Annotated in this window: 14 protein-coding genes and 1 other RNA gene; 10 read left to right on the forward strand and 5 right to left on the reverse strand. The window is 50.1% G+C overall.

The features are described from left to right. Positions 1–20: 20 nt before the first annotated feature. The 5 genes from CVU77_06925 to CVU77_06945 form a co-directional block, all read right to left on the reverse strand. On the reverse strand, positions 21–1,700 hold the full coding sequence (locus CVU77_06925; GenBank protein ID PKN01078.1) for an AlwI family type II restriction endonuclease: 1,680 nt from the start codon (positions 1,698–1,700) through the stop codon (positions 21–23). Position 1,701: 1 nt separating this feature from the next. Beyond that, entirely contained in the window at positions 1,702–2,610 is a 909-nt protein-coding gene (locus CVU77_06930; GenBank protein PKN01079.1) for a DNA methyltransferase, read from the reverse strand. Positions 2,611–2,860: 250 nt separating this feature from the next. Further along, on the reverse strand, positions 2,861–4,414 hold the full coding sequence (locus CVU77_06935) for a hypothetical protein (protein PKN01080.1): 1,554 nt from the start codon (positions 4,412–4,414) through the stop codon (positions 2,861–2,863). 149 nt (positions 4,415–4,563) lie between these two features. Further along, complete coding sequence (locus CVU77_06940; GenBank protein ID PKN01081.1) at positions 4,564–6,126, reverse strand: hypothetical protein; 1,563 nt, start codon at positions 6,124–6,126, stop codon at positions 4,564–4,566. 129 nt (positions 6,127–6,255) lie between these two features. Beyond that, entirely contained in the window at positions 6,256–7,626 is a 1,371-nt protein-coding gene (locus tag CVU77_06945) for a 2-isopropylmalate synthase (GenBank protein PKN01082.1), read from the reverse strand. A gap of 275 nt (positions 7,627–7,901) precedes the next feature. Between CVU77_06945 and CVU77_06950 the strand changes: the two genes are divergently transcribed. The 10 genes from CVU77_06950 (at position 7,902) to rny (ending at position 22,503) form a co-directional block, all read left to right on the forward strand. After that, a complete protein-coding gene (locus CVU77_06950) occupies positions 7,902–9,395 on the forward strand; it encodes a hypothetical protein (GenBank protein PKN01083.1) in 1,494 nt (497 codons plus the stop codon). 83 nt (positions 9,396–9,478) lie between these two features. Then, positions 9,479–10,789 carry a hypothetical protein gene (locus CVU77_06955; GenBank protein PKN01084.1) on the forward strand — a complete coding sequence of 437 codons (1,311 nt, stop codon included), beginning with the start codon at positions 9,479–9,481 and terminating at the stop codon, positions 10,787–10,789. Between the two features lie 108 nt (positions 10,790–10,897). Then, positions 10,898–16,930: a hypothetical protein gene (locus CVU77_06960; GenBank protein ID PKN01085.1), complete on the forward strand. Its 6,033-nt coding sequence runs from the start codon at positions 10,898–10,900 to the stop codon at positions 16,928–16,930. A gap of 107 nt (positions 16,931–17,037) precedes the next feature. Continuing rightward, a complete protein-coding gene (locus CVU77_06965) occupies positions 17,038–18,000 on the forward strand; it encodes a hypothetical protein (GenBank protein PKN01086.1) in 963 nt (320 codons plus the stop codon). Between the two features lie 104 nt (positions 18,001–18,104). Next, complete coding sequence (locus CVU77_06970; protein PKN01087.1) at positions 18,105–18,368, forward strand: hypothetical protein; 264 nt, start codon at positions 18,105–18,107, stop codon at positions 18,366–18,368. Between the two features lie 25 nt (positions 18,369–18,393). Continuing rightward, positions 18,394–18,687, forward strand: coding sequence for a hypothetical protein (locus tag CVU77_06975; GenBank protein ID PKN01088.1), 294 nt, complete (start codon positions 18,394–18,396; stop codon positions 18,685–18,687). Between the two features lie 6 nt (positions 18,688–18,693). Further along, positions 18,694–18,851, forward strand: a non-coding RNA gene (gene ssrS, locus CVU77_06980) — 6S RNA. A 31-nt stretch (positions 18,852–18,882) separates the two neighbouring features. Beyond that, on the forward strand, positions 18,883–20,298 hold the full coding sequence (locus CVU77_06985; protein PKN01089.1) for an AAA family ATPase: 1,416 nt from the start codon (positions 18,883–18,885) through the stop codon (positions 20,296–20,298). Continuing rightward, on the forward strand, positions 20,258–20,827 hold the full coding sequence (locus CVU77_06990) for a 5-formyltetrahydrofolate cyclo-ligase (GenBank protein ID PKN01090.1): 570 nt from the start codon (positions 20,258–20,260) through the stop codon (positions 20,825–20,827). The genes CVU77_06985 and CVU77_06990 overlap by 41 nt, the downstream gene beginning before the upstream one ends. 122 nt (positions 20,828–20,949) lie before the next feature. Next, positions 20,950–22,503, forward strand: coding sequence for a ribonuclease Y (gene rny / locus CVU77_06995; GenBank protein ID PKN01113.1), 1,554 nt, complete (start codon positions 20,950–20,952; stop codon positions 22,501–22,503). The last annotated feature ends 232 nt before the right edge of the window (positions 22,504–22,735 follow it).

Raw genomic sequence — 22,735 nt, forward strand, 5'->3', positions numbered from 1 at the left:
GGATGTGCGTAGGCTACTTTTCAGGTTCTTAACCAATTCAATGCCTCTTCTGATATTTTTTCATACCAAGATATCTCATTATCACATTCGTTTGCTAACTCATTTGACCGCTCAAAAAATCGTTTTACATGACTTGGCTCGGGGATGTAAGATGCTTTATAAGAATCATCAACCATTTTTTGGAAAATATTCAATGGTAAAGGGACTATTGTAGATGTTCCGCCATAATAGCCAATGTTCATCTTATGCAAAGCATAGAAATGAGCTATACAGGCATCATTAATGTTTGGTGCGATAAAAAGACAATATGCTGGTTTATTTATTTCCTTTTTTAGTTTCGCAAGGTGACGAGATACTGGTTCTCCTTCAGTTTCGTATTGTCTTTGTCCGGTTTGCATTGTAACTTCAACTGTTAAACCAAAATCGCCATAATCACAAATGATGTCTGCTATGTTTCCTTGTGCCGTTGACATTGGATTCCCAAAGTCGTCAAATTTTAAATTAGCTTTGATGTTTCCACCATCCAACATTGTCATTGCTCGCCATATGTTCCATTCCAGCATCAACGGAGTATCATATAAAGAATTGTCAAGAATTTGACTGAAAATAGTATTGATGTCTTCAAATGCACGATAATCCTTAATAGCACTAATTTGTTCAGTAATAATCGTTTCTTTTCTAATTTCTAATTCATCTGCAAAAATGTTTTTTAGTTCTTGTAACGTATATGTTCCAGATATTTGCAAATTAGGAAACTCAGACCGAATTTTTTGTTCGAGCAATTCCCTGTCATCGGTTAAAAGTGAAGGAAGTAATGGATTACCTAAATATTCAACATATTGTCTTTCATTGTTGACAAAACAAGGTTCTCTGTCGGTGTTTTCTAAAAAATAGTCAACCTCTTGAATTTTTTCAGGAACAATTGAAATTGACTTACCTAAATGTGAAATATTTATCAAACCTGTTGCTCTAAAATAGCGAAAACAAGCATCTGCATAATCACGCATATTACTTGCTTTGGTTTTAAGAAACTTTACAAGCGAAGCATCATTGGTTTCTCTTGTTCTTGTATTTCCTGAACTTATTTCAGCATTATAAATGTCATTGAGCTCATTCTCCAAGCATTCTGCACGAAAATTTTTGTAATTTCCTTCGTTTTGTGCTTTTGCAATCCTGAATCGGTCAATTTTCGAAACAATGGCATCGAATTGTCTGTAATCTACTAACTGCAGTCCGAAAAGCATTAACTCATCAAATTTCAGTGAACCAAAATGACGAATCAATCGAAACAATTCAAGATATGGCTTTACCCAAAAATCAGCTGAGTTTTCGCTCGGTTTATGATAAGGCGATGGTATTTGAAATTTGAGTAACTGCCTTAAAAATATTTCTTCTTTTCGCTTAGTTGTTACTAATTCTACCCCTGCCTGAGTTAAGGTGATTGTTGGAGATAAAACAACAAAGCCAAGCGATTTTGGTGCTCTGTTTATTCTATCTCGTGCACTAAAGGCAGGATCATTTGCACCTTCTCCGTTGAAAAAGTTTTCTTCTTTCAACAGTTCCATAAATGCCCTTTGGGTATCAGTATTCCATTTTTGACCTGAAAAATGAGTATTCAATAACTCAATTTCAGGAATCATTTTGGCTGGAGTCCTTGGAGATGTTGTAACGAATATTATTTTACTATCTATTCTTGCCATATTAATAAACCAATTCTAGTTGAGAATCATATTTATTAGTATAGTCATATCTGATATTTCCATAATTTGAAAGCAAGATATGGCTTGCTTCTGACTTAAATCTGTTTCTAATATTAACTGCATATGATTTTCCATATTCATCAACAATCATATCTCCGTATAACTTTTCAGTTAATGGAGTTCTGCCAATTACCATAAGTGCTTTACATTTAAGTTGCTTGTATTGATTGGCTAATTCAATATGATTTTTTTCATTAAATCCGTCTTTATGTTCTACATTGCCGTAGTCTGAAAAAACACAATCGTAAGGCGGGTCTAAAAACATAAAATCATCTTCGGTCGCCATTTTAAAAATCTCGGAATAGTCGAGATTATAAATTTCTGTGTTAGCAAATAGTTTGCTGTGAGATTTTGTAACCAAAGAAGTATTCAAGTTGGCATATCGTCCATAAGGCACGTTAAACTCGCCTTTGGCATTGTAGCGTATCATTCCCGAATATGCGGTCTTGTTAATGAAGAAATAAAACAAGGCATCAGAATATTTCTTTTCAGTCAACCCATTGAACATATCTCTAATTTGATAATAAAGATGCTCATTATCGTCTACAACTCTTTTGTCCGGGGCTTTGCTTTTTAATGCTTCAAATTTTTTTCGATTTATGGTGTAAATTTTTTCGATTTCAGTCAGCTCGCTTTTAAGTGTTTCAAAGTCGTTTTTAACGCCTAAGTAAAACGATATTAATTTTGAATTAATGTCATTTATGATTGCTCCCTTTGGTTCTAAATGAAAAAATAATGCTCCACCACCAAAAAATGGTTCAATATATTTACCACTAAAGTTCGGTATGTGCCTTATAAGTTTTGGTATTTCTTTCGATTTTCCGCCTCTATACTTTACCAATGGTTTCATATTGCTACTTTCTCCATTCTTTTAGCGAGCCAAGGATGGCGAGCATTCTTGACGGGCGAGGTTTTATTTCTTTTATCTTAACCATAACAGTTTTTGTCCACCTCGGCATGTCACACAACATTTCATATCCGCAATTATTCGTTTATTATACCGAAAGACAGACAATATGCGCAAGTTTCGACGACTGGGTGCGTTTATTTTAGCCCTGTACGACCGGCCAATGCCCGGGACGGCGGGCTGGGTATAAACCCTACTTTATCCCGATTCTCCCGCCTACGGCGTCCTGTTCCGAAATGGAACAGGTTGATTTTTTACTTTTGCAGTACGCCGTAATTTTCTCCAAAAACATACTTCCGTATTTTTTCAGTTTCACATCCCCAACACCATTAATTTCTCTGAAAGTTTCAAGATTTTGCGGGTATCGCGCGGACATTTCTTTCAGGGCCACGTCCGAGAATACGATGTATGGCGGCATTCTTTCCTTGTCCGCGATTTCCTTTCGCAATGCCCTTAAAGTTTCAAATAATTTTCGGTCGTATTCCGAACGCTCGATAAAAGATTTTTTGGATTTTGAAATTTTGACAGCGCTTTGAAGATATGGCACGGCGTCTTCTTTTTCCGGCGGCGAGCAGGCGTCGCACATATCGCAGTCGTTGGCGTCATATTTTTCGCCGAAATAATTCAATAAATATTTTCGGCGGCATTCTTTGTTTGCGCAAAAATCAAGCATCTCCCGCATTTTTTTATAGGCGAACTGCCGGTATTGTTCGTTTTCTATTTTGTTAATAAAATATTCGTGTTTGATTTTATCGCCGTAACTGAAAAATAAAATACAATCGCTTTTGAGACCGTCTCTGCCCGCCCTGCCCGTCTCCTGATAATAACCCTCGATACTTTTGGGCATATCGCAGTGAATCACATAGCGGACATTCGGTTTGTCAATGCCCATCCCGAAAGCGATTGTGGCCACGATAATTTCCACATCGTCCTTAATAAATTTTTCCTGATTCTCTGTTCGCGCGGCCGACGATAACCCCGCATGATAGGGCAACGCGCGGATGCCTTCTTTTTGAAGTTTAAGGGACAGCGCGTCAACGGATTTTCTGCTCTGGCAATAAATTATCCCGGATTCGTTCGGATGATTTTTTATATATCGCAACAGATGTTGATACGTTTCTTTCTTGGGTCTGATCCGGTAAAATAGATTTTTTCTGTTTAGAGATGCCCTGTAAATTTTGGGGCTTGACATATTTAACTGACTGACAATATCACTTTGAACCTGCGCCGTCGCGGTCGACGTGAGCGCGATTAAGGGAACGGTCGGGAAATGTGTTTTTAACAGATTTAATTTGCGGTATTCCGGACGGAAATCGTGACCCCATTCCGAAATGCAATGCGCCTCGTCTATGGCGATTAAATTCGTGTTTAACTGACGCAGAAAATCCAAAAAGTCCGGAAGCATAATTCTTTCCGGCGCCACGTACAGAAGTTTAATGTGCTTTTTTATCAACTGCGATTTTATCTCGGCTACCCTCTTATAATCCAATGTGCTGTTTATGGAAGCGGCGGGGATGCCGCTTGCGCGCAAATCATCGACCTGGTCTTTCATAAGAGATATGAGAGGAGAGATAACAACGGTAACGCCGTCTTTTATTATGGCGGGCAGTTGATAGCACAGCGATTTGCCGCCGCCGGTCGGCATCAAAACCAGGACGTCGTGATGGTTGAGAACATCGCCGATAATTTCTTCCTGCAAAGGGTGAAAATCGGCATAGCCGAAATATTTCCGCAGTGTGTCACGCATAATTTGTCATTTCTATTACGAGATTGTTGAAAAACCCCGCAATTTCTCATTGCGAGGCCCCGCCGTTTTGGTAGGGACAGGTCGCGACCTGTCCCTACTTCGTCATTACATTCCTTGCAATGACGGTCAAAGGGACTTTTTCAACGGTCTCACTTTATCTCGATTCTTCCGTCGGGCTTGCCGCGCCGCGCGGGTATGGAGCCGGTTTTTTGAAGATATTCCGTCACGGCGTCGCGGAAACTTATTCCGGTGTCCCGACGGCTTTTCGCCGCGGCGAAAATTCCGAAGCCGTCGCCGCCGGCGGCAAGAAACGAGTTTGTGGCCACGGTATAGATTTTTTTGTCGTCGAGCCTCGACGTCCCGTCGCCGTCCGCGACCGCTGCGGAAAGTTTTTTCGTTTCGCGTTCGTAGACGACGCGCATCCCCGAAATCTGAAGCGTTCCATACTGTCCGTCAAAAGAGTTCAGCAGCAATTCGCGCACCGTCGCGCCCGTCATTTTCATCGTCACGATGGTGTTGTCGAAAGGGTTTACGCTGTAGACGTCGCGGAGCGTGATGTCCCCCGACTTAAAGTCCGCGCGGATACCGCCGGGATTATGAAATGCCAGTTGCGCGGCGGCTTTTTGGCGCATTATGTCCGTCAGCAGATTTCCCATCGGGGATTCCGCGCCTTTTGCGCCCCGCTTTATGTCGGCTTCGGCGCGCCCGACGACTTTGCCGAGCTTGCGCGACGTCTCGGACGTTATACCGTCGACGAACTTTTTCATTCCGGAATCCTCGCCGTATCTTACCGACGATATTTTAACGATGCGGTTGGTGATGAGCCGAGGTTTTTTGGTTTTTTTGTCGAGCCGCAGAGTCATTTTGCCGACGGTCCGGCCGCCTCCGCTCGTCTGAACGATAAGAGTGCGTCCTATTTTTTTGCCGCGGACTTCCGTGTGAGTGTGCGCTCCTATAATCGCGTCTATGCCGTCGACGTCGGCGGCCAATGCTCTGTCGCCTCGCCATGCCGCCCCGTCTTTTTCAAAGCCCAGGTGCGACAGGGCGATGATTGTGTCTGCTTTTTCGGATAATTCCGCGACCATCCGCCGCGCCTCTTCGGCGGCGTCGGCAAAGATGAGTCCGTCGACATTGGCCGGCATCGACATTGCCGGCGTGCGCTCGCTTGTCAGACCGAATATCGCGATTCGCGCGCCTTTCACTTCTTTTATCGTATAAGGTTTGATGTAAACCGGTCTTTCGCCGGAGTGTTTTTGCCCTGCGGGATTTTTGCGGTAGATGTTGGCCGCCAAAAAAGGAAATCCGGCCGTTTTCGACAGAGCCGACAGATTTTTTTGGCCGAAGTCGAACTCGTGATTTCCGACGGCCGCCGCGTCATAGCCGAGCCGGTTCATCGCAAGAACGGTATTTTTGCCTCCTGAAAGGTCGCTTTCCGGAGTCCCCTGGAAAAAATCGCCGGCGTCCAAAAGCAGTGTGTCGTCGGGAAGTTTTTTTAAGAAAGCGGCCAGCGCGGCCATTCCGCCTTCGCCTTTGCGCGGGAGTATATTTCCGTGTAAGTCGTTGGTGTACACTATAACTACGGGAAATGTAAGGGCGTAATATTTGACGTAAAAAAACAGCCCCGCCGCCGCAATCGCTCCCGCCAAATACTTGAGTGGTTTTTTAATCATATTCATAAGCTTTTTTGTCGTGTTTTTCAAAAACCCCGCCATTCGCCGGAAGTTTTTGGGCGGTTACGAAATGATTTTCCTCTCCCTGACCCTCTCCCTCCGGGGGGAGAGGGCATAAAACTTTCGGCTCATAAACGCGCGCGAAAGGGTTTTCGGGAAACAGATAAAAAACTATTTCACCATCTCCGGCAGAAATTGCTTTGCCAGCGACCACATTTCCGGCTCGGCTATGTCGGTGACGCGCCCCGCCGCGAACTGCTCGTCGACCCAGTCCTTTATCTTTATTACCGCCGGATGTTCCTTGCCAAGCTTATTATCATCGGAGAGTTTCAGACGGGAGTTCAGCCAGAACGCTATTCCCGCCGCGCCCGACTTATCGGAAATCGCCACGTCGGCCGGACGGTTGAGAAGGCGGTTCGTGTCGAATATGTTGTAAATTTTTTCGTCCTTCATTATTCCGTCGGCGTGAATGCCCGCTTTTGTCACGTTGAAATGCGACCCCACAAAGGGCTGATTGGCCGGCACCGCGTGTCCGAGTTCCTTTATGAAAAATTCCGATATTTCGGTTATCGCCGAGAGATCCATACCGTTGGTGGATCCGCGCAGCGCCGCGTATTCCACGCAGAGGGCCTCGACGGGCGTATTGCCCGTGCGTTCGCCGATTCCCAAAAGCGCTCCGTTTGCGCCGGAGGCGCCGTAGAGCCAGGCAAAAGTCGAATTCGCCAGCGCGCGGTAAAAATCATTGTGGCCGTGCCACTCCAGCCACTCCGCCGGCACTCCCGCAAGGCGGGTCAACCCGTATATTATTCCGTTGACGTTGCGCGGGAGCGCCGCGCCCGGGTAAGCCACCGCAAGACCCAGCGTGTCGCAGGCGCGTATCTTGACGGGCGACTTGTACTGCTTGGAGAGTTTCATCAGTTCCGTGGCGAAAGGTATTACAAAACCATAGAAATCCGCGCGGGTTATATCCTCAAAATGGCACCGCGGTATTATTCCCTCGTCGAGGGCGGCGCGGACGATTTCAAGATAACCGTCCATGGCCTGTCTGCGCGTCTTTTTAAGTTTCAGAAAAATATGATAATCCGAGCAGGAAGTAAGAATTCCGGTTTCTTTAAGGCGCATCTCCTTGACAAGTTTAAAATCCTCTTTTTTGGCTCTGATCCATGCGGTTATTTCGGGGAATTTAAGTCCGAGGTCGCGGCATCTTGCGATAGAATCGCGGTCGCGCTGAGTATAAACAAAAAATTCCGTTTGACGAATGACGCCGTTCGGCCCGCCCAGCCGTGAGAGGAGTTCGTAGAGCTTGACTATCTGCTCGACGGTAAAAGGAGCCCTCGATTGCTGTCCGTCGCGAAAGGTGGTATCCGTGACCCATATTTCTTCGGCCGGGCTCATAGGCACTATGCGATGGTTGAACGCTATTTTGGGGATTTCGGTGTAAGGGAATACGTCGTCGTAGAGTTTAGGTTCGGAAACGTCCTGCAATTCGTAGACGTACTCGTCCTGTTCGAGAGTTTTGCGGTTGGGATTGTATTTAATCACGTGTGTTTCCTCCGTGTGGATTTTCTTGCGCGGCCTTCGCGGCGACGATACCGCGCATCCGCTGATTATATATTTTTTCGGTTTTTAAAAGTAATGTCCCTCCGCCTGTGAGGTAAATCACAAAGAAGTTTTTATCGACGGCGATTCGAGTCCGCGGACGGCCGGTATCTACACAATCTTGACAACTTCCCGGCAATTATGTATATATTGACTGCCGGCTTGACCGCTTTGTTGAACGGGCGGAATTTTCAGGGGCATATTCGGTCGGAGGGCAGATGAAAACTCAAAAAAAATATATCGTTTTCGCCGCGTTTCCGTTGTTTCTTTTTGCGGCAACGGTTCTGTTGTCCGCGCGGCTGATGGCGGAACAGGGAACGCTGACAAAGGTCTCCGGCAACGTTCAGGTATACTCGCCTCACTCGGAAATGTGGTACGAAGCGGGTGAAAATCTTACTCTCAAGAGCGGGCAGAAACTCAGGACCTCCGGCGGGCGCTCTATGGCGAAAATCCGTCTGGAAGAAGGTTCCCGCGTGGAAGTCGGGCCTAATTCCAGCGTTTCGTTTGAGAATCTCCAAAAAGAATCGCCTACTATCAAAGTGATCGGCGGAAGGTTCAAGGCGTGGGTGTCCAAGTTCCGCCGCAATAAATTCGAGGTTCATACGCCCGTGGCCGTATGTTCCGTGCGCGGCACCGAGTTTGAAGTTTTTGTCGACGAAAAAGGCAATACCGACATAGACGTGGTCGAGGGTCTTGTCGGTGTGTTCAAGCCCGAGGAGCCGTCGCGCGAAATTGCCGTTGCCGCCGGCGAACGCCTTGAGGTCAGACACGACGCGCCGCTTGTTGGCGGCGATAAAACCCAATCCCGCTCCGACGCTTCCGTCCTTCGCGCGGAAGTGGGTCTGGGTATGTCAAAAGAGCAGGTGCAGGCCGCCGCCGCCGCGGAAATGCGTCTGGCCGAGTATATGGAAGGAAAGACGCTCGTCGATGTTTTTGGCAAGCGCGTGCGTCTGGAAGAATACATTATGCGTCCGGCGGCCGATGAGTTCAAGCTCGTTGTTCTCAATGAAAGGACCGACCGCTTCGACTATTTTTATTACAAGGGCAAGTTCAATAAGGACCTGCCGGCCGATATGAGCGCGGCACTGTCGGATTTGGGCGGCAAAGCGCTGGCGGCGCCGGATTATTACCTCACCGGTTATGAAACCGGCCGCTCCAACACTTTGGACACGATAAAAGAGGAGGCGTCCGGCGGCCATCTTGTAGACGTCAACAATAACGGTGTGGAAGCCGACGCCGTGACACATTATTTCGACACCGCTTCGGACACGTTCATAGATCTTGCCGGCGGAGACCCTTACTATAAGAGTATTTTCGACAAATACGATTACTACATAAACGACGTCAAAAAAATGTGGTACTCCGGAACAAACCTGCAGTCGGAGGATCCCTCGGCGGCCTCGTGGAAATACGCCGGAGAAACCATGCAGTCCAAAATCGAATGGCCCGCCGGCGAAGATATACTCTATCAGCGGATTTCGAATTTTTACGGCAACGGCACATGGGAAAAGTGGGACAATTACATAATTTCCGACGAAGGCGGAATCGCCCCGCTTTCCGCGTTCGACGGCGCGACGACCGGCAAAGCGTACAAAGAAAAACTTTTGAAGTGGAATTATCAGCAGGTCGTGACGGCGAGCGAATTTGCCGGCAGAAAAATTGACCTCGTAGTCGAGCCGAAAATACTCATCAAGTCGGGATTGATAAAATGAAACGTTTGAGTCCTTGCATGTGGCCAAGTAATGTAAAAATCTCCCCCAACCCCTCTTTAAAAAAGAGGGGGGACATTACCCCTTTGAAAAAGGCAGGCGACTTTCTCCTTTTGAAAAAGATAGATGACCATCCCCCTTTGAAAAAGGGGGAAACAGGGGGATTTAAAATGTGTTCGGGAGCGTTTGGCGTCGTCGTCGTTTTATCGTTGTTGACGCTGCTTGCGTTTCCGCCGGTCGCGGTTCGCGCCGCAGAGTTCTCCTCCGTCGGAAACTTCAGTTTTTTGGGAGGGCAGTATCTTTACGCGGGGTCGCCTTCCGCGCTGTCGGGACACTTTTCCGCCGGCTTTTCTCCGTCGCTTAAGTTTTCGCCTTCGGCCACGGGGATACTCACATATTCGGGGTCTTATCGCGGAACAAAAGAAGTCGCCGAGTTGGCCGGCGGCGGAACGCTTTTTAGCGATTCGCAGTCGCATGCGGCCTCGTTGAAGTTCGTGCTTACTCCTCGGAAAAACCTGAAAATTCGACCTGTCGTTTCTTACAGAAAAGAGTTCTTGAGAGAAACCCTCGACGAACAATGGATGAAAGGACTTTTCGATTACGATAAGGTTGCGGCGGGCGCGGAGGCCGAATACGCGTTTTCAAGAAATCATTCGATTGCCGCCTCGGCCGATTATTTTACGATACAGTTTCCCAACTATATTTCACTGGAATCGCGTCAGACCGCCGATCTCGGCCGCGAGCAGGCGGGTTCCAGGACTCTGGACTCAAACAATATAATGATTTCGGGCAGGTCATCGCATACTTTTGGCCGCAGGATTCGTCTTTTTCTCGACGGAGCGTCTATATCCAAAGGGTATCCCGAACAGCCGGTTGCCGTGTCTCTGGACGCGCTGTCGGCAACATCCAAACGGGTCGACAGTGTGTTGACGGCATCCCTTAAAATCGCTTATCCAATTTCATTTTCGCGCAAAGCGGGTATTGTATTTGAGCCCGGTTATTCTTACACGGTGCTGGATTCAAACCAGAACCGCGCCGACGCGCGCAAGGCCGTCTTTATAACCGATTACTACGATTATACGGCCTCCGCCCCGTCGGTAAATCTGCATTTTTTGCCGGGCGACGGCCCCGTCACCATAACCGCCGGCGGTTCGCGGTCGTTCAAAAATTATGCCGCTCGCCCCGCGCAAAACGCGGACGGAGATTATCTGGCCGACAAGATTTATGTCAACGAAACGCTCGCGTCGCTTTCGCTCGTTTATCCGCTTGCCGGCGATACCAAGATGCGGGCTTCATTTTCACATCTCAGGTCGGAATCCAATATGAAATACGAGTCCATTTATAAATATAACTTCGAATCGTCCGCCTATTTTATGGGATTTAATTTTGATTTTTAGAATGTAGTTGCCCATCTTGGTGGGCGTTTTTTTTGCAAATACATTTATTAGGAAACGCCGACCAAGGTCGGCAACTACAAAGTTTTGTGATATGCCGTCGGAGGGTTTATGATTAACATTGTTATCGACGCGTCAAAAAAAATAAGAGTGGCCGCGTTCGCCGTCGCGGTTACGTTCGCCGCCGCCGGGATATTGAGAGCCGGCGGGCAGGGCGCAATAATTATTGACCCCGCCGTTGATTCTGACAACGGTCGCCCCGGAATTCAGGTGCCGGTCGGACGCACATTGCAGGAAAATCTGACTTTCATCTATACCGCAGGCGCCTCGGGCATTTCTTTGGACGGCCAGATTTCCATAAGATTTCCGTTTAACTGGACGCAGCCGCAGATGACAAATCCCGGTACCGCCGGCTACATAGTAATCTCGTCCACTGCGGCGGACGTCGGCAAAATGGTTGTTGATTTTTCCACGGCGACCAACACGCTCGATATAATTTTTGGCACAACGACTTTGGCGTCCGGCGAAACGCTTACCATCGTCTACACCCAGCCGTACACACAGTGGACGATTCAGGACGGCGTCGAGTTTTACACCCGCACAAAGAGCGCTGCGATGGATACGCTTGCCGCCATATCTACTCAACCCAAAGTGGATGTCGTAACCGGTCCTCCTTACGCAGTCACTTTCGAGGGTTGGGGACTTACCGTCCGCAAGGGCGCGCCGTCAAACGCCATCCGCCTGAGAGTAATTGACAATATGTGGATGACAACGAAGGCCACCTCTACGATTACGGTGCCGCTCGCGGGGAAATTTCAAACCTACAATCCCGTCACATCTATGTATGAATACTCCACAGATGCCACCGCCCAATTTTCTCTGTCGAAAGCCACGGACGTATCGGGTAATTTTGTAAGCCCCGTCGCGCAGGTGATTGTACCGACGGGGGCAACGGGCGTTGATTTTTATTACCTGACAAAATCCACCGAGCAGCAGACCATCATCGAAGCGTCGTCCAATCTTCTCGGCGGGACGAACACGAACAATCTCTGGGTGAGTGTCATAACCGGAGGTATTTCAGGAGCAAAAATTCACAAGGGCGATAACGCCAATAATAAATCCGCGACTATCGGCCCCGACGAAAACGCATACGTTGATTTCAATCTGACGGATGCTTCAAATGTTTCATGGCAGGTGAGCGTTTCATCTTTTCCCGACAGAACCACCGCACTGTGGACTTATTGGGGTTGGGGAACGCCGATGACGAATCAGGTCTCGTGGAGCGGCTGGCTTTCTTACTATGACCCCGTAACTTATATGTGGAGAAACGAACGGGCTCCCAACGGCACATATTACGTAAGGGTTCAAGTGGGCTATGGCGGCGCGATTGTCGACGACAGTTTGAGCGTGACTATTCAAAGCAGAGAAATTTCCGGACGAGTTTTGATAGACGGCGCAACGACAGGAATTGCGAATGTTTCAGTCAATTGCTGGGGTCCGTCATACTCAAACGCCTTCACGGACGCAAACGGATATTATAAACTCGCGGGGCTTCGCGACGGGAAATATACTTTGAATTTCTCCGCCGTCGGTTGGTCCAACGCTGCCCTTTCTAATGTATCAGCGGGAACCACTGCCCCTGATGTTTCGCTCAAAAAACCCGCCTTCATACAAATCAACGCGAAGCGCGGACTTTCCGGCATTGCCGAGCAGTACGATTTGTGGGGCTCTATTCAGGCAAACGCCACCGACGGCACGTGGAACAACTACTGGGGTTCTTTGCGGTTTGCGGCCAATATCTCTTCGGCCTCGGACAATGGCCAGTGGTCGCCGGAGGAGACGCTGAAGCCCAGATATGAAATTGAAAACTCTACGGCCAATATCTGGACCGGCGGCAAATGGACGATAATGCAGGTCGTTCCCGGCACTTACACAGTCAGGGCGGAACTCTGGGGATATAGTAGCGTCACAAAAACGGTTTATGTCGCTTCCGGTGACACGAAAATAATTGATGATATCTATTTCGCTCCCAAAAAAGTCGTCTATGGCGTGGTACAACTCCCCGCGGTCGTTGCCGGACAGTGGGCGTGGGTCTCGCTGGAAGCCATTAAAAAAGGCGATATGTGGTCGAGCGCCTGGGGCTGGACTCAGATTCAGCCGGATTTTTCGTTGGGCACATATGTTATTGCCGGAATTGACGCCGGAGAATATACGATAAAAACCAACGCACCCGGTTATCGCAGGGGCACGGCGAAAGTAATAGTCGCATCCACGGATACGGCGGTAACCGCGCCGACGATTATATTGACCGAGGGCGGCGGACTTTCCGGCACGATTACCGTCGAGGGCGACGCAACCGATCCGTCTCTGAATTTGGGCGGCGATCCATACTCTTTGTATCTGAACGCCTGGTCGCCCGATGCATACTCTTACGGATGGTCGCAGATCAATATCGCCAAAAATACGACCATCGCATCGTCCACATTCACTATAAAAGGCCTTGAAGACGGAACTTACTGGCTCAACTCGTGGCTTTCCGGTTTTGACCTTGAAAATTCTTTCGGCTGGCAAGGTGTCAAAGCGACGGTCAAAGACGGAGTGGGAAACATTAATTTGAAGTTTAAGAGATATTCGGGCGTAATAAAAGTCAAGTTGGTCGTTCCGGACAATGCGTACAATGAGGTGACATTGGATGTGAACGGACCGAATATATGGGTCACCAATCAAAATCCAACGACGATGCCGGGCGCCGCGTTTGACGGGGCTACAGGAGTTTTGACAAGCCCCCCTATCGGCACCGGTTTTTATCAAATCAAAGCGCGATACAGCGTAAGCGGCTACGAAAAAACAAAGACGCTTATGGCATTAAACGGCGAGACGAAAGAAGTAACGCTCGACTTGACCGCTCAGACATACAGCGTTTCCGGAAAAGTAAAACTCGGCGCATCTAATCCGCCCGACGGAATAAACGACATCGCTCAACTCGTGTCCACCTCGCCGGTTTATAATACAATTTACGACATGGGTTTGATGATGTCCACGGCGTCGTTTCGGGTCTCGGCGATTGATTATTCAAAAATGGAAACTATGTCGGCCTATAGCGGAACAGCGGCAAAGAATTGTCTTATCGCCGCCGATGGCTCGTATCAGATAACCGGCCTCGTCCCCGGCGTGTATATTTTGAAAATTCCGTCGCTTGAACTTGACGGTAATTGGGATAACGGCAAAGAAACCGCGTCAGTTGAAGAAAGGGTAATTATTATCAACGGCAATGTCTCAAAGGACTTGGATGTCTCAAAGGGCTATTCGGTTTCAGGTCAGATAAAACTCCCGGCCGGCGAGACCGCCACGAGAAATTTCTATGCGAATGTTTTCAAGGCGGGAAAGTTTCAGATGGGTAATTGGAACAACTATATCGCGGGGTTTAATGTTTCCGTGGACGGGAATTCCGGCAACTATACGCTAAAAGGTCTTCCTTCGGGCGATTATGTCATCGGCGTTCAGGACTGGGGCTACTGGGACTCAATGCAAAACAGGCAGTTTCCGAGGCAATATGTTAATTCTTCCGTTTCCGTGAAAGTCGAGTCGTCCGATTTGCAGGGACAGGACATCCAACTTTCAAAGGGCGGAACAATCACTCTGAAACTCCGCGACGCCGATTCAGGAACCGTGATTACTCCGGCCAACAAAGACAAGATGTTGCCGCAGTCGTTCGGCATAACAGCGGTCGCAAACCCGTGGGTTGACGGCGGCTGGGCGTCTTTGAACAGCGTAAGCGGCACCGCCCAGCAAGATAAATTCGAACTGACCTTTTTACCCGAGGCCGATTATGATGTGATGCTCGGACAATCGTCCTACGGGATGATGATGGGTATGGCCGCTATGGGCGGGCAATCGCAGGGCGGCAATCAGACGGATTACGCCTCGAAGGTCATCTCCGCAAAAGTCAAAGACGGCCAGACGGTGGATCTGGGTACGATTGACATAAGGCAGGGCATCACTCTTACCGGAACGATAAAAGACAAAAACGGCAGAGGCATCCCGAACATCCCCGTGATTACAATGCCGTCTCTGACGAGTGAGTGGTCGAGCGAATTGAGGGCGTTTACCGACATAAACGGCAAGTTCTCGATTCAGGGGCTTAATCCCGAAAATCCTTACTATGACGTGATTGCATGCCCGCGCATTGATTTTTCAAAAATGGGCGGGTCATACGGTTACTTCTTCTTCGGCGCCGGCGGCATTTCATACGGCGAAAAAACCCGCTCGATGGTGAAAATCGCCGAAGGCAAAGAAATTGACTTCGCGCTTGAAGCGGCCAAGGGCTCCGTAAAAGGCAAGGTCGTCACGGCGGACGGCGGTATGTTTCAGAATTTTGAAGATCCTAACATCCCGACCGCTCAAGTGTATATGCAGTTGGAGGATACATTTCCGCGGACAAATCCCGTCGGAGACATAGTCGTCAATACGAGCATAGACGGCAATTTCACCGCCGAGGCGCTGGCTCCGGGGACATATCGTCTTACTGTGCTTTCGGGCGGATACGCTTCGATATCCAGAGATGTCAAGGTCACGGATAGGGAAGCCAACATAGGTACGCTGACTCTCAAGCGCGGCGCGCGTCTTGCCGGCAAAATAACCAAGGCGGACGGAAAAAATCCGTCCACAGGCGAATTGCGCACGATTTTTGCGGCTACCGACGATATGAGTGAAATTGTCATCGGTTCTCTGAAAATGACCGACAAGGCCGTAACCGGCTACGAACTCAACGGCTTTCAGAAAGACACCTACTACAACATAATGTTCCTGACTGAAGGCGATGAAATGGCGCCGGCGGCCGTAGCATACAGCGTGCCGTATTCGAGTTACGTCAAAACCGATTATGACTTGAAATTTCAGATAGGCGCTCCCGCGGTGTTTTCAAGATCTTTGCGAGCCGCGAACGAATTCGCGGTTTACTTCGACGTGACCGGCGCGCTGCGCAAGTCCGTGCCCGCCGATGACGACCTGCCTGCGATAATGAGCGTCGCGTCCGGCAACGGAACATTGAGCGACAGGTATATGGCTCCGAATCGCAGGGCGTTGAGCTGCAAATACACCGCCCCCGCGGGCGAAAACAAGTTTACTCTGAAACTGCGCGCGCGTTCCAAAAACATCGACGAAAACGGCGAAGAATTCCTGGTGGAGGAATCGTTCGAGTTTTACGCGGGTGTGTCCGCCAAAAAAAGAGTCAAGGTCGCAAATGTCCGCGGCGGCAAGATAGTGCTTGAAGGGGATTCTTCGTCGGTGATGTTTCCCCCGAACTGCTTCGACGGGGCCACGTCCACCACGTCGCTGATGATTTCTTTTATGAAAGGCGACGACCCATCGGAATTGGCCGTCGCGCGCGACGCATCCCTCGGCGCGCCGCGCTTTGTCATCCCGCGCGCGCCCGAATCCTATCCGGGCTCCATGCACAGGGCGATGAGCGTTCTGAGGACGGCTTCCGTAAGTCCGTTGAGCTCCTTCTACGACGTTTTCCTTCCCAAGGGAGTTTCCAGAGCGCTTAAAAAAGACGCCAAGTTAACGCTGGAATTTTCAACCGCGGCTGCCGCCGCAGGCGATACGCCTTCCGACGACTACAACATTTATTATTTCGACGAACTCAACGGCGTGTGGCTGCTGGAAGACCGTGATAAAGTCGTAGACGAGACGGCCAACACAATAACCGTCAGCGTCGATCATACATCGGTATTTGCGATTATAAAATCGAAAGCTCCGGTCATTTCCGGAATCGGCGACGTGGAGAAACTTTTCGTCTACAACGTCCCGAATCCTTTCGGGTTGTCTCCTAAAAATGTGACCTTGAAAAAGACGGCTCCCGTAAAGACGGTTGCCGTAACCGGCACTATGATTCACTTCGGTTTGCCGGCGGGGATTTCCGGCGCCGCCGAAATAAGAATATACAATGTGGCCGGAGAATTGGTGCGCTCGCTTGAAGGCGCGGATGAAGGACTGGATAATTTGGCCGCGAACGCGCACTACTACATAGAGTGGGACGGCAAAAACGATTACGGCAGGCAGGTCGCCTCCGGCGTATACATCGGCCGGCTTACGATTGCCGGCGGCAATGAACAATTCTTCAAGATGGCTCTTATAAAATAAGTATGTTACATAAAATCTCCCCTAACCCCTCTTTACAAAGAGGGGAAATGTAAGGATGGCCCCCCTTTGAAAAAGGGGGATGAAGGGGGATTTCGGAGGCAACGATTATGAAAAAAACAAAAACTTTTGTGCGGGCAATCTGCGCGGCTTTGCTGGTGTCCTCGTCGGTATCGGCGGTTTTTGCCGGCCGCGAAGACGTCGGGACCTCTGCCGCCGCCTTTCTTAAAATAGGACCCGGCGCCCGTCCCGCCGCAATGGCGGAAGCGCAGACGGCCGTTTCCGACGATGTCAACTCGATATTCCACAATCCGGCCGGTCTTGCGGCCGTCGGAGGATTTGAGTTCACGGCTCAATACGGGATGCATTTTCAATCGATAGCTTATAACGTGCTGGGTGTCGCCTATCCCGTCGGTAAAGTCGGGACATTCGGTATCGGAGTTGTTAATCTTGCCGTAAACGCTATCGAGCGCAGAACACAGGACGCGGCCTTGGCCGAAGGCGATTTCGCCGCGGGAGATTATGCTTACGTCCTGAGTTACGGGCGAAAAATCTGCGAGCGCGTGTCCGCCGGCGCCAACGTTAAATATCTCTATTCGACCATCGACGACAGGTCGGCTTCGGCCGTGGCCGCGGACGCGGGCATTATCGCCCGACCCATCGACGGTTCGCCGCTTTCGGTCGGCGTTGCGGCGCAGAATCTCGGCGGCGAGATGAAGTTCGATGCCCTCGGCGACCCGCTTCCCGCCGTCTATAAACTCGGGCTGGGCTACAGATTTTCGGGCTATTCCGATCCGGGCTATGGATTTCTGGTGGCGATAGATGTTGCCGCGCCAAGAGACAACGCCACTCGCTTTTCCGCGGGAATGGAGTACTCGCGTAAAATAGACCACAATTTTTCGGCCGCGGTGCGTTACGGATACAAGACGGTTTCCGACGAAAAACTCGACGGCCTCGCGGGCTTGAGCGCCGGCGCGGGTGTGGTTTTCAGACAGTTCAAATTCGATTTCGCCTGGGTCCCCTACGGATTGCTTGGCGACTCGTTCCGTTACGCCCTCTCGGTTAAATTCTGACGCCTCGATAAGTTTTCCGTCGGAAAACTTGACACGCGCGCGTCAAATATTGTAATCTGTTCCCCGCAGCCCGCAAAAAAACACATCGCAAACCACGGCCATATATGGCGGAAGATTTTTCTAAAATAATCGACACTTTCCGGGAAAAGATGGAGGCGCTCGCCTCCGACGTCTCCAAAGCCGCCTTCGTCATCAGGGAACTCAAAAGAGAAAGAGGCAATCTTAAAGCCGAACTCGAATTCTTAAGGGTGGAAAATCAGAACGCGCGCGTGATAATGGCGGAAAACGAAAAACTTAACAAGGACAGAACCTGGACATTGAATCACCTGGAAAAAATATTGAAGAAACTCCAGATATTGAACGTCTGAACCGTCGCTTATCGCGTTTGAAACCATGCTTGATCTTAAAATAAATTACAAAAATAAAACATACAGGAAAAAGCTGGAGGATGAAACGGAAAGTCCCCTTCACGGGGCTTCCGTAGCCGATGCCGTGCTCGCGCGCCTTGAGGCCGTTGAGCGCGGCGATAATCTCGTGGACACCCAGGAAATAGCTATCATAGCCGGATTGTTGGCCGAGCATGAATACTGTAAGCAAAAAGATTCATATAAAAGGACATTGACGGAAGCGGGCAGAAAGATTTCGGAGCTGAAGCTTGAACTCGAATCCGCGATGTCCGGAGTTTAATAAGCTATCACCCTGCGGTGTTGGTGCAGCTTTCTTTGGTTAAGACCTACAAGTTCCTCAACGGGAGTCACTAAGGTGCGGTTTCGCCACCGGCGTTGCCGCCCGGACACCCACTTGAAACCAGGGACTTTAACCGATTAAAGTCACGGCACCGCGGGGTTTTTCTTTCCTCCGGCATAAGCGGTTCAAAAGCGTATGTCGGATTTATTTTTTTCTGAGTCGCAGTCCGTTAAAACAAACGCTTCGGCGCCTCTTGCCGCGCGTATGGCGCCGCGGACTTTCGATGAGTTTTACGGGCAGGAAGACATCTTTGGCCCGGGCAAACTCCTGCGCCGCGCCGTGGAAGCCGGACGTTTGGGCTCGGCTATTTTTTTCGGACCTCCGGGTACCGGCAAAACCGCCGCGGCAAAACTTGCGGCGTCGCTTTCGGACTCGGCTTTCGTGGAAACAAACGCCGTAACCTGCGGCGTGGCGGACATAAGAAAAATAGTTTCTTCGGCCAAACTTCTCCTCTCCTCCAAAAACCGCCGCACAACCCTCTTGTTGGACGAAATCCATCACTTCAACCGCACTCAGCAGGACGCTTTGCTGCCCGACGTTGAGCGAGGCGTCATAACTCTGGTGGGCCTCACCACGGAAAATCCCTATTTTTATATAAATCCGGCGCTGATTTCCCGCGCGAATGTTTTTGAGTTCAAGCGGCTTAGGGCCGCCGATCTCGGCAAAATTCTTTCGGCGGCCATGTCCGATAAAGACCGCGGATACGGGCTTAAAACAATAGAACTTGCCGCCGCTGCCGCCTCGCACCTGACGGATTACAGCGCCGGCGACGCCCGAAGATTACTGAACGCTCTTGAACTTGCCGTCGAGACGACTCCCCCGCGGAAGGACGGAGTAATCGTTGTCGATCTTGCCGCCGCTTCCGAAGTCATTCAGAAAAAACCGGTTCTCTACGATAAATCCGCCGACGCCCATTACGATCACGCGTCGGCTTTCATTAAATCTATGCGCGGAAGCGACCCCGACGCGGCCATATACTGGATGTCTAAAATGCTTTCCGCCGGCGAAGATCCGCGGTTTCTGGCCCGACGGGTGGTGATACTTGCCGCCGAAGACGTCGGCACCGCCGACCCGCAGGCGCTCGTGCTGGCCGTAGCGGCGCTGAATGCCGTTGAGTTCGTGGGTATGCCCGAAGCCAGGATACCTCTGGCCGAAGCGGTTGCGTACGTTTCCACCGCGCCAAAATCGAACGCGGCCTATCTTGCGGTTGAAGCCGCAATGTCGGAGGTAGCCCGCGGGCCGGAGCGCGACGTCCCCATCCATCTTAAAGATTCAACGGCGGACTCGGATGCGCTCGGACACGGACTGGGTTACAAATATCCTCACGATTTTCCGCATGGTTTCGTGACGCAGGAATATATGCCCGTTCCAAAAAAGTTTTACGACCCGAAGGAAACGGGATTTGAGAGGGAAATAAAAAAGCGTATCGATTTCTGGAACAATTTAAGGAAGAACGCGCCCGCCGGAACCGACGGCAAAAAATCCTCCGAGGCGGCGGATAAGTCCGTAAATGACGACGAAAAATATCCTAAGAAAAAAAATTCGCGCTAAGCTGCGAAAAATGAGCCGCGCGAATCGCGCGAGGGCGTCGCGCGGGATAATCGGGCGGCTGCGGCGGTTTCCTGAATACGTCCCGTCGCGGTCAATATTCTGCTTCGTTTCCAAGGCCGACGAGCCGGACACCGTCGGATTTTTAAAAGCCGAGTTGGCCGCCGGCAAGCGTAAGATTTTTATGCCGCGCGTATCGCCGGACGGCATTGAAGCCGTCCGCATAAAAGATATGGGAGAATTGGCGAAAGGACATTTCGGCATTTTGGAGCCGCGGCCGGGTATGTCCGCCGGCGTTTTGCCGTCGGGCGCGTTGATTATGGTTCCCGGGCTGGCTTTTGATTTGCGCGGAATGCGGCTGGGCCGCGGCAAGGGTTATTACGACAGGTTTTTGCGCGGACGGGACCGTAATAAAATAGTCGGAATTGTATTCGATGATTTCCTTTTTGAGAGAATCCCGTCGCGCGGACACGACGTAAAATCGGGCGCGGTGATAACCGACAAGAGGGTAGTTTTAACAATAAAGAAGTGATTAGTGGCGGGTGATTAGCGGTTAGTGTTTGGTGTTTTTGACTCGCCACTATTCACTGACCACTAATCACTGAATACCGGAAACTTTTCACACGGAGGCAATATATGTCGTCCTTGAATGAAATGTACATGATGTTGATACCGGTCTTTCTGGCCGTGGGAATGTTAATAGGATATGCGCTTCGTCTTGTTTATTCGCGCTTCAGCTTAAGCTCGGCCGAAGCCGCCGCAAAAAAAATAATAGACGAGGCGCGCTTGGCCGCCGACGCCCGCAATAAAGACGCCATACTCGACGCCAAGGAAAAGATAGAGAAACAGCGGGTGGAATTCGAACGTGAAACGCGCGAGAGAAAACAGGAACTTACCACATGGGAGAAGAGAATAAGTCAGCGCGAGGATAACTTAGACCGCAAACTCTCGCTTCTTGAAAAAAGGGAGCGCGATATAGGCGCAAAAGAGCGCGAGGTGGCCGGCAAAGAAAAATCGTTGTCCGACGAATCACGGGAGATAGAGAGAAAAAAACAGGAGCAGGCCGTCCTTGCCGAAAAGATCGCGGGTATGACGCGCGAAGAAGCAAAGCGGGCGCTTGTCGGTATGATGGAAGACGAGGCCAGAAAGCAGGCGTCGTCCACGCTGTTGCGCATTGAACGCGAGACGAACGAGACGGCGGCAAAAAAATCAAGAGACATTCTGGCCGTCGCAATCCAGCGAGTCGCCGCCGACGTCACCGCCGACATTACCGTCTCCACGGTGCCGTTGTCGGGCGACGAGATAAAAGGCAGGATTATCGGCCGCGAAGGCCGCAACATCAGGGCCTTCGAGCAGGCGACCGGAGTCGATGTTATAGTCGACGACACGCCGGAAACGATAACACTTTCGGCTTTCGACGGAGTCCGCCGCGAAATCGCGCGCATAGCGCTCGAACGCCTTATAGCCGACGGCAGAATCCATCCGGCCCGCATAGAGGAAGTTGTCGCCAAGGTTAAGGCCGATATGGAAAATCATCTGCGCGAGGTCGGCGAAAAGGCCGCTCTTGAAGCGGGCGTTCCGGGTTTGCCGCAGGAAATGCTCAAACTTCTGGGAAAACTCAAATACAGGACGTCTTACGGACAGAACCAGCTGCAGCATACCATCGAGGTCGCGCTTTTGGCCGGCGCTCTGGCGGGCGAACTCGGCGCCGACGTTTTATTCGCCAAGAAAGCGGGTTTGCTGCACGATTTGGGCAAGGCCATCGACCACGACGAAGAGGGTATGCATCACCAGCTTTCCGCCGATATAGCCAAAAAATATAACGAATCGGATAAAATGCTCAACGCCATTCTTTCTCATCACGAAGGCATAGCCGCGCCGGAGAGCGCGGAGGCCTTTGTGTTGGCCGCTGCCGACGCCATATCGGCGGCCCGCCCTGGGGCGCGCAGGGAATCTATAGCGAATTACATCAAAAGAATCGAGAAACTCGAAAATCTGGCGGCGTCATTTTCCGGAGTTTCGAGCGTGTTTGCCGTTCAGGCGGGCCGCGAAGTCAGGGTTCTTGTGGAGCCGGATGAGATTTCCGACGAGCGGGCGCAGTCGCTGGCCAAGGAAATAGCCGCCAAGGTCGAGCAGGAACTCGATTATCCCGGCCAGATAAAAGTGACCGTTATAAGAGAAGTCAGAACGCAGGAAGTGGCGAAATAGTTGCCGATGAAAAAATCTCCATGGTTGCCATTCCCGTGAAGATGCTGTATATTAATTAACATTTTCTGGTTTTGTCATTCCCGAATGCCTGCCCTCGAATGTTTTTATCGAGGGTTGTTATCCCCGATAAAGACATTCGGGGACGAATCCATTTTCCGACGAGAATATAATTCACTGGATTCCCGCTTTCGCGGGAATGACAAAAGAGAGTTTTTCCAGGAGCAACTAAAAT

It is taken from the genome of Elusimicrobia bacterium HGW-Elusimicrobia-1 (assembly GCA_002841695.1).
Lineage (GTDB): Bacteria > Elusimicrobiota > Endomicrobiia > PHAN01 > PHAN01 > PHAN01.

Excerpts from the sequence above, each read along its gene's own strand:
- CVU77_06925 (PKN01078.1), bottom strand. The coding sequence starts at position 1,700 with ATGGCAAGAATAGATAGTAAAATAATATTCGTTACAACATCTCCAAGG.
- CVU77_06930 (PKN01079.1), bottom strand. The coding sequence starts at position 2,610 with ATGAAACCATTGGTAAAGTATAGAGGCGGAAAATCGAAAGAAATACCA.
- CVU77_06935 (PKN01080.1), bottom strand. The coding sequence starts at position 4,414 with ATGCGTGACACACTGCGGAAATATTTCGGCTATGCCGATTTTCACCCT.
- CVU77_06940 (PKN01081.1), bottom strand. The coding sequence starts at position 6,126 with ATGGCGGGGTTTTTGAAAAACACGACAAAAAAGCTTATGAATATGATT.
- CVU77_06950 (PKN01083.1), top strand. The coding sequence starts at position 7,902 with ATGAAAACTCAAAAAAAATATATCGTTTTCGCCGCGTTTCCGTTGTTT.
- CVU77_06960 (PKN01085.1), top strand. The coding sequence starts at position 10,898 with ATGATTAACATTGTTATCGACGCGTCAAAAAAAATAAGAGTGGCCGCG.
- CVU77_06965 (PKN01086.1), top strand. The coding sequence starts at position 17,038 with ATGAAAAAAACAAAAACTTTTGTGCGGGCAATCTGCGCGGCTTTGCTG.
- CVU77_06970 (PKN01087.1), top strand. The coding sequence starts at position 18,105 with ATGGCGGAAGATTTTTCTAAAATAATCGACACTTTCCGGGAAAAGATG.
- CVU77_06975 (PKN01088.1), top strand. The coding sequence starts at position 18,394 with ATGCTTGATCTTAAAATAAATTACAAAAATAAAACATACAGGAAAAAG.
- CVU77_06985 (PKN01089.1), top strand. The coding sequence starts at position 18,883 with ATGTCGGATTTATTTTTTTCTGAGTCGCAGTCCGTTAAAACAAACGCT.
- CVU77_06990 (PKN01090.1), top strand. The coding sequence starts at position 20,258 with ATGACGACGAAAAATATCCTAAGAAAAAAAATTCGCGCTAAGCTGCGA.
- rny (PKN01113.1), top strand. The coding sequence starts at position 20,950 with ATGTACATGATGTTGATACCGGTCTTTCTGGCCGTGGGAATGTTAATA.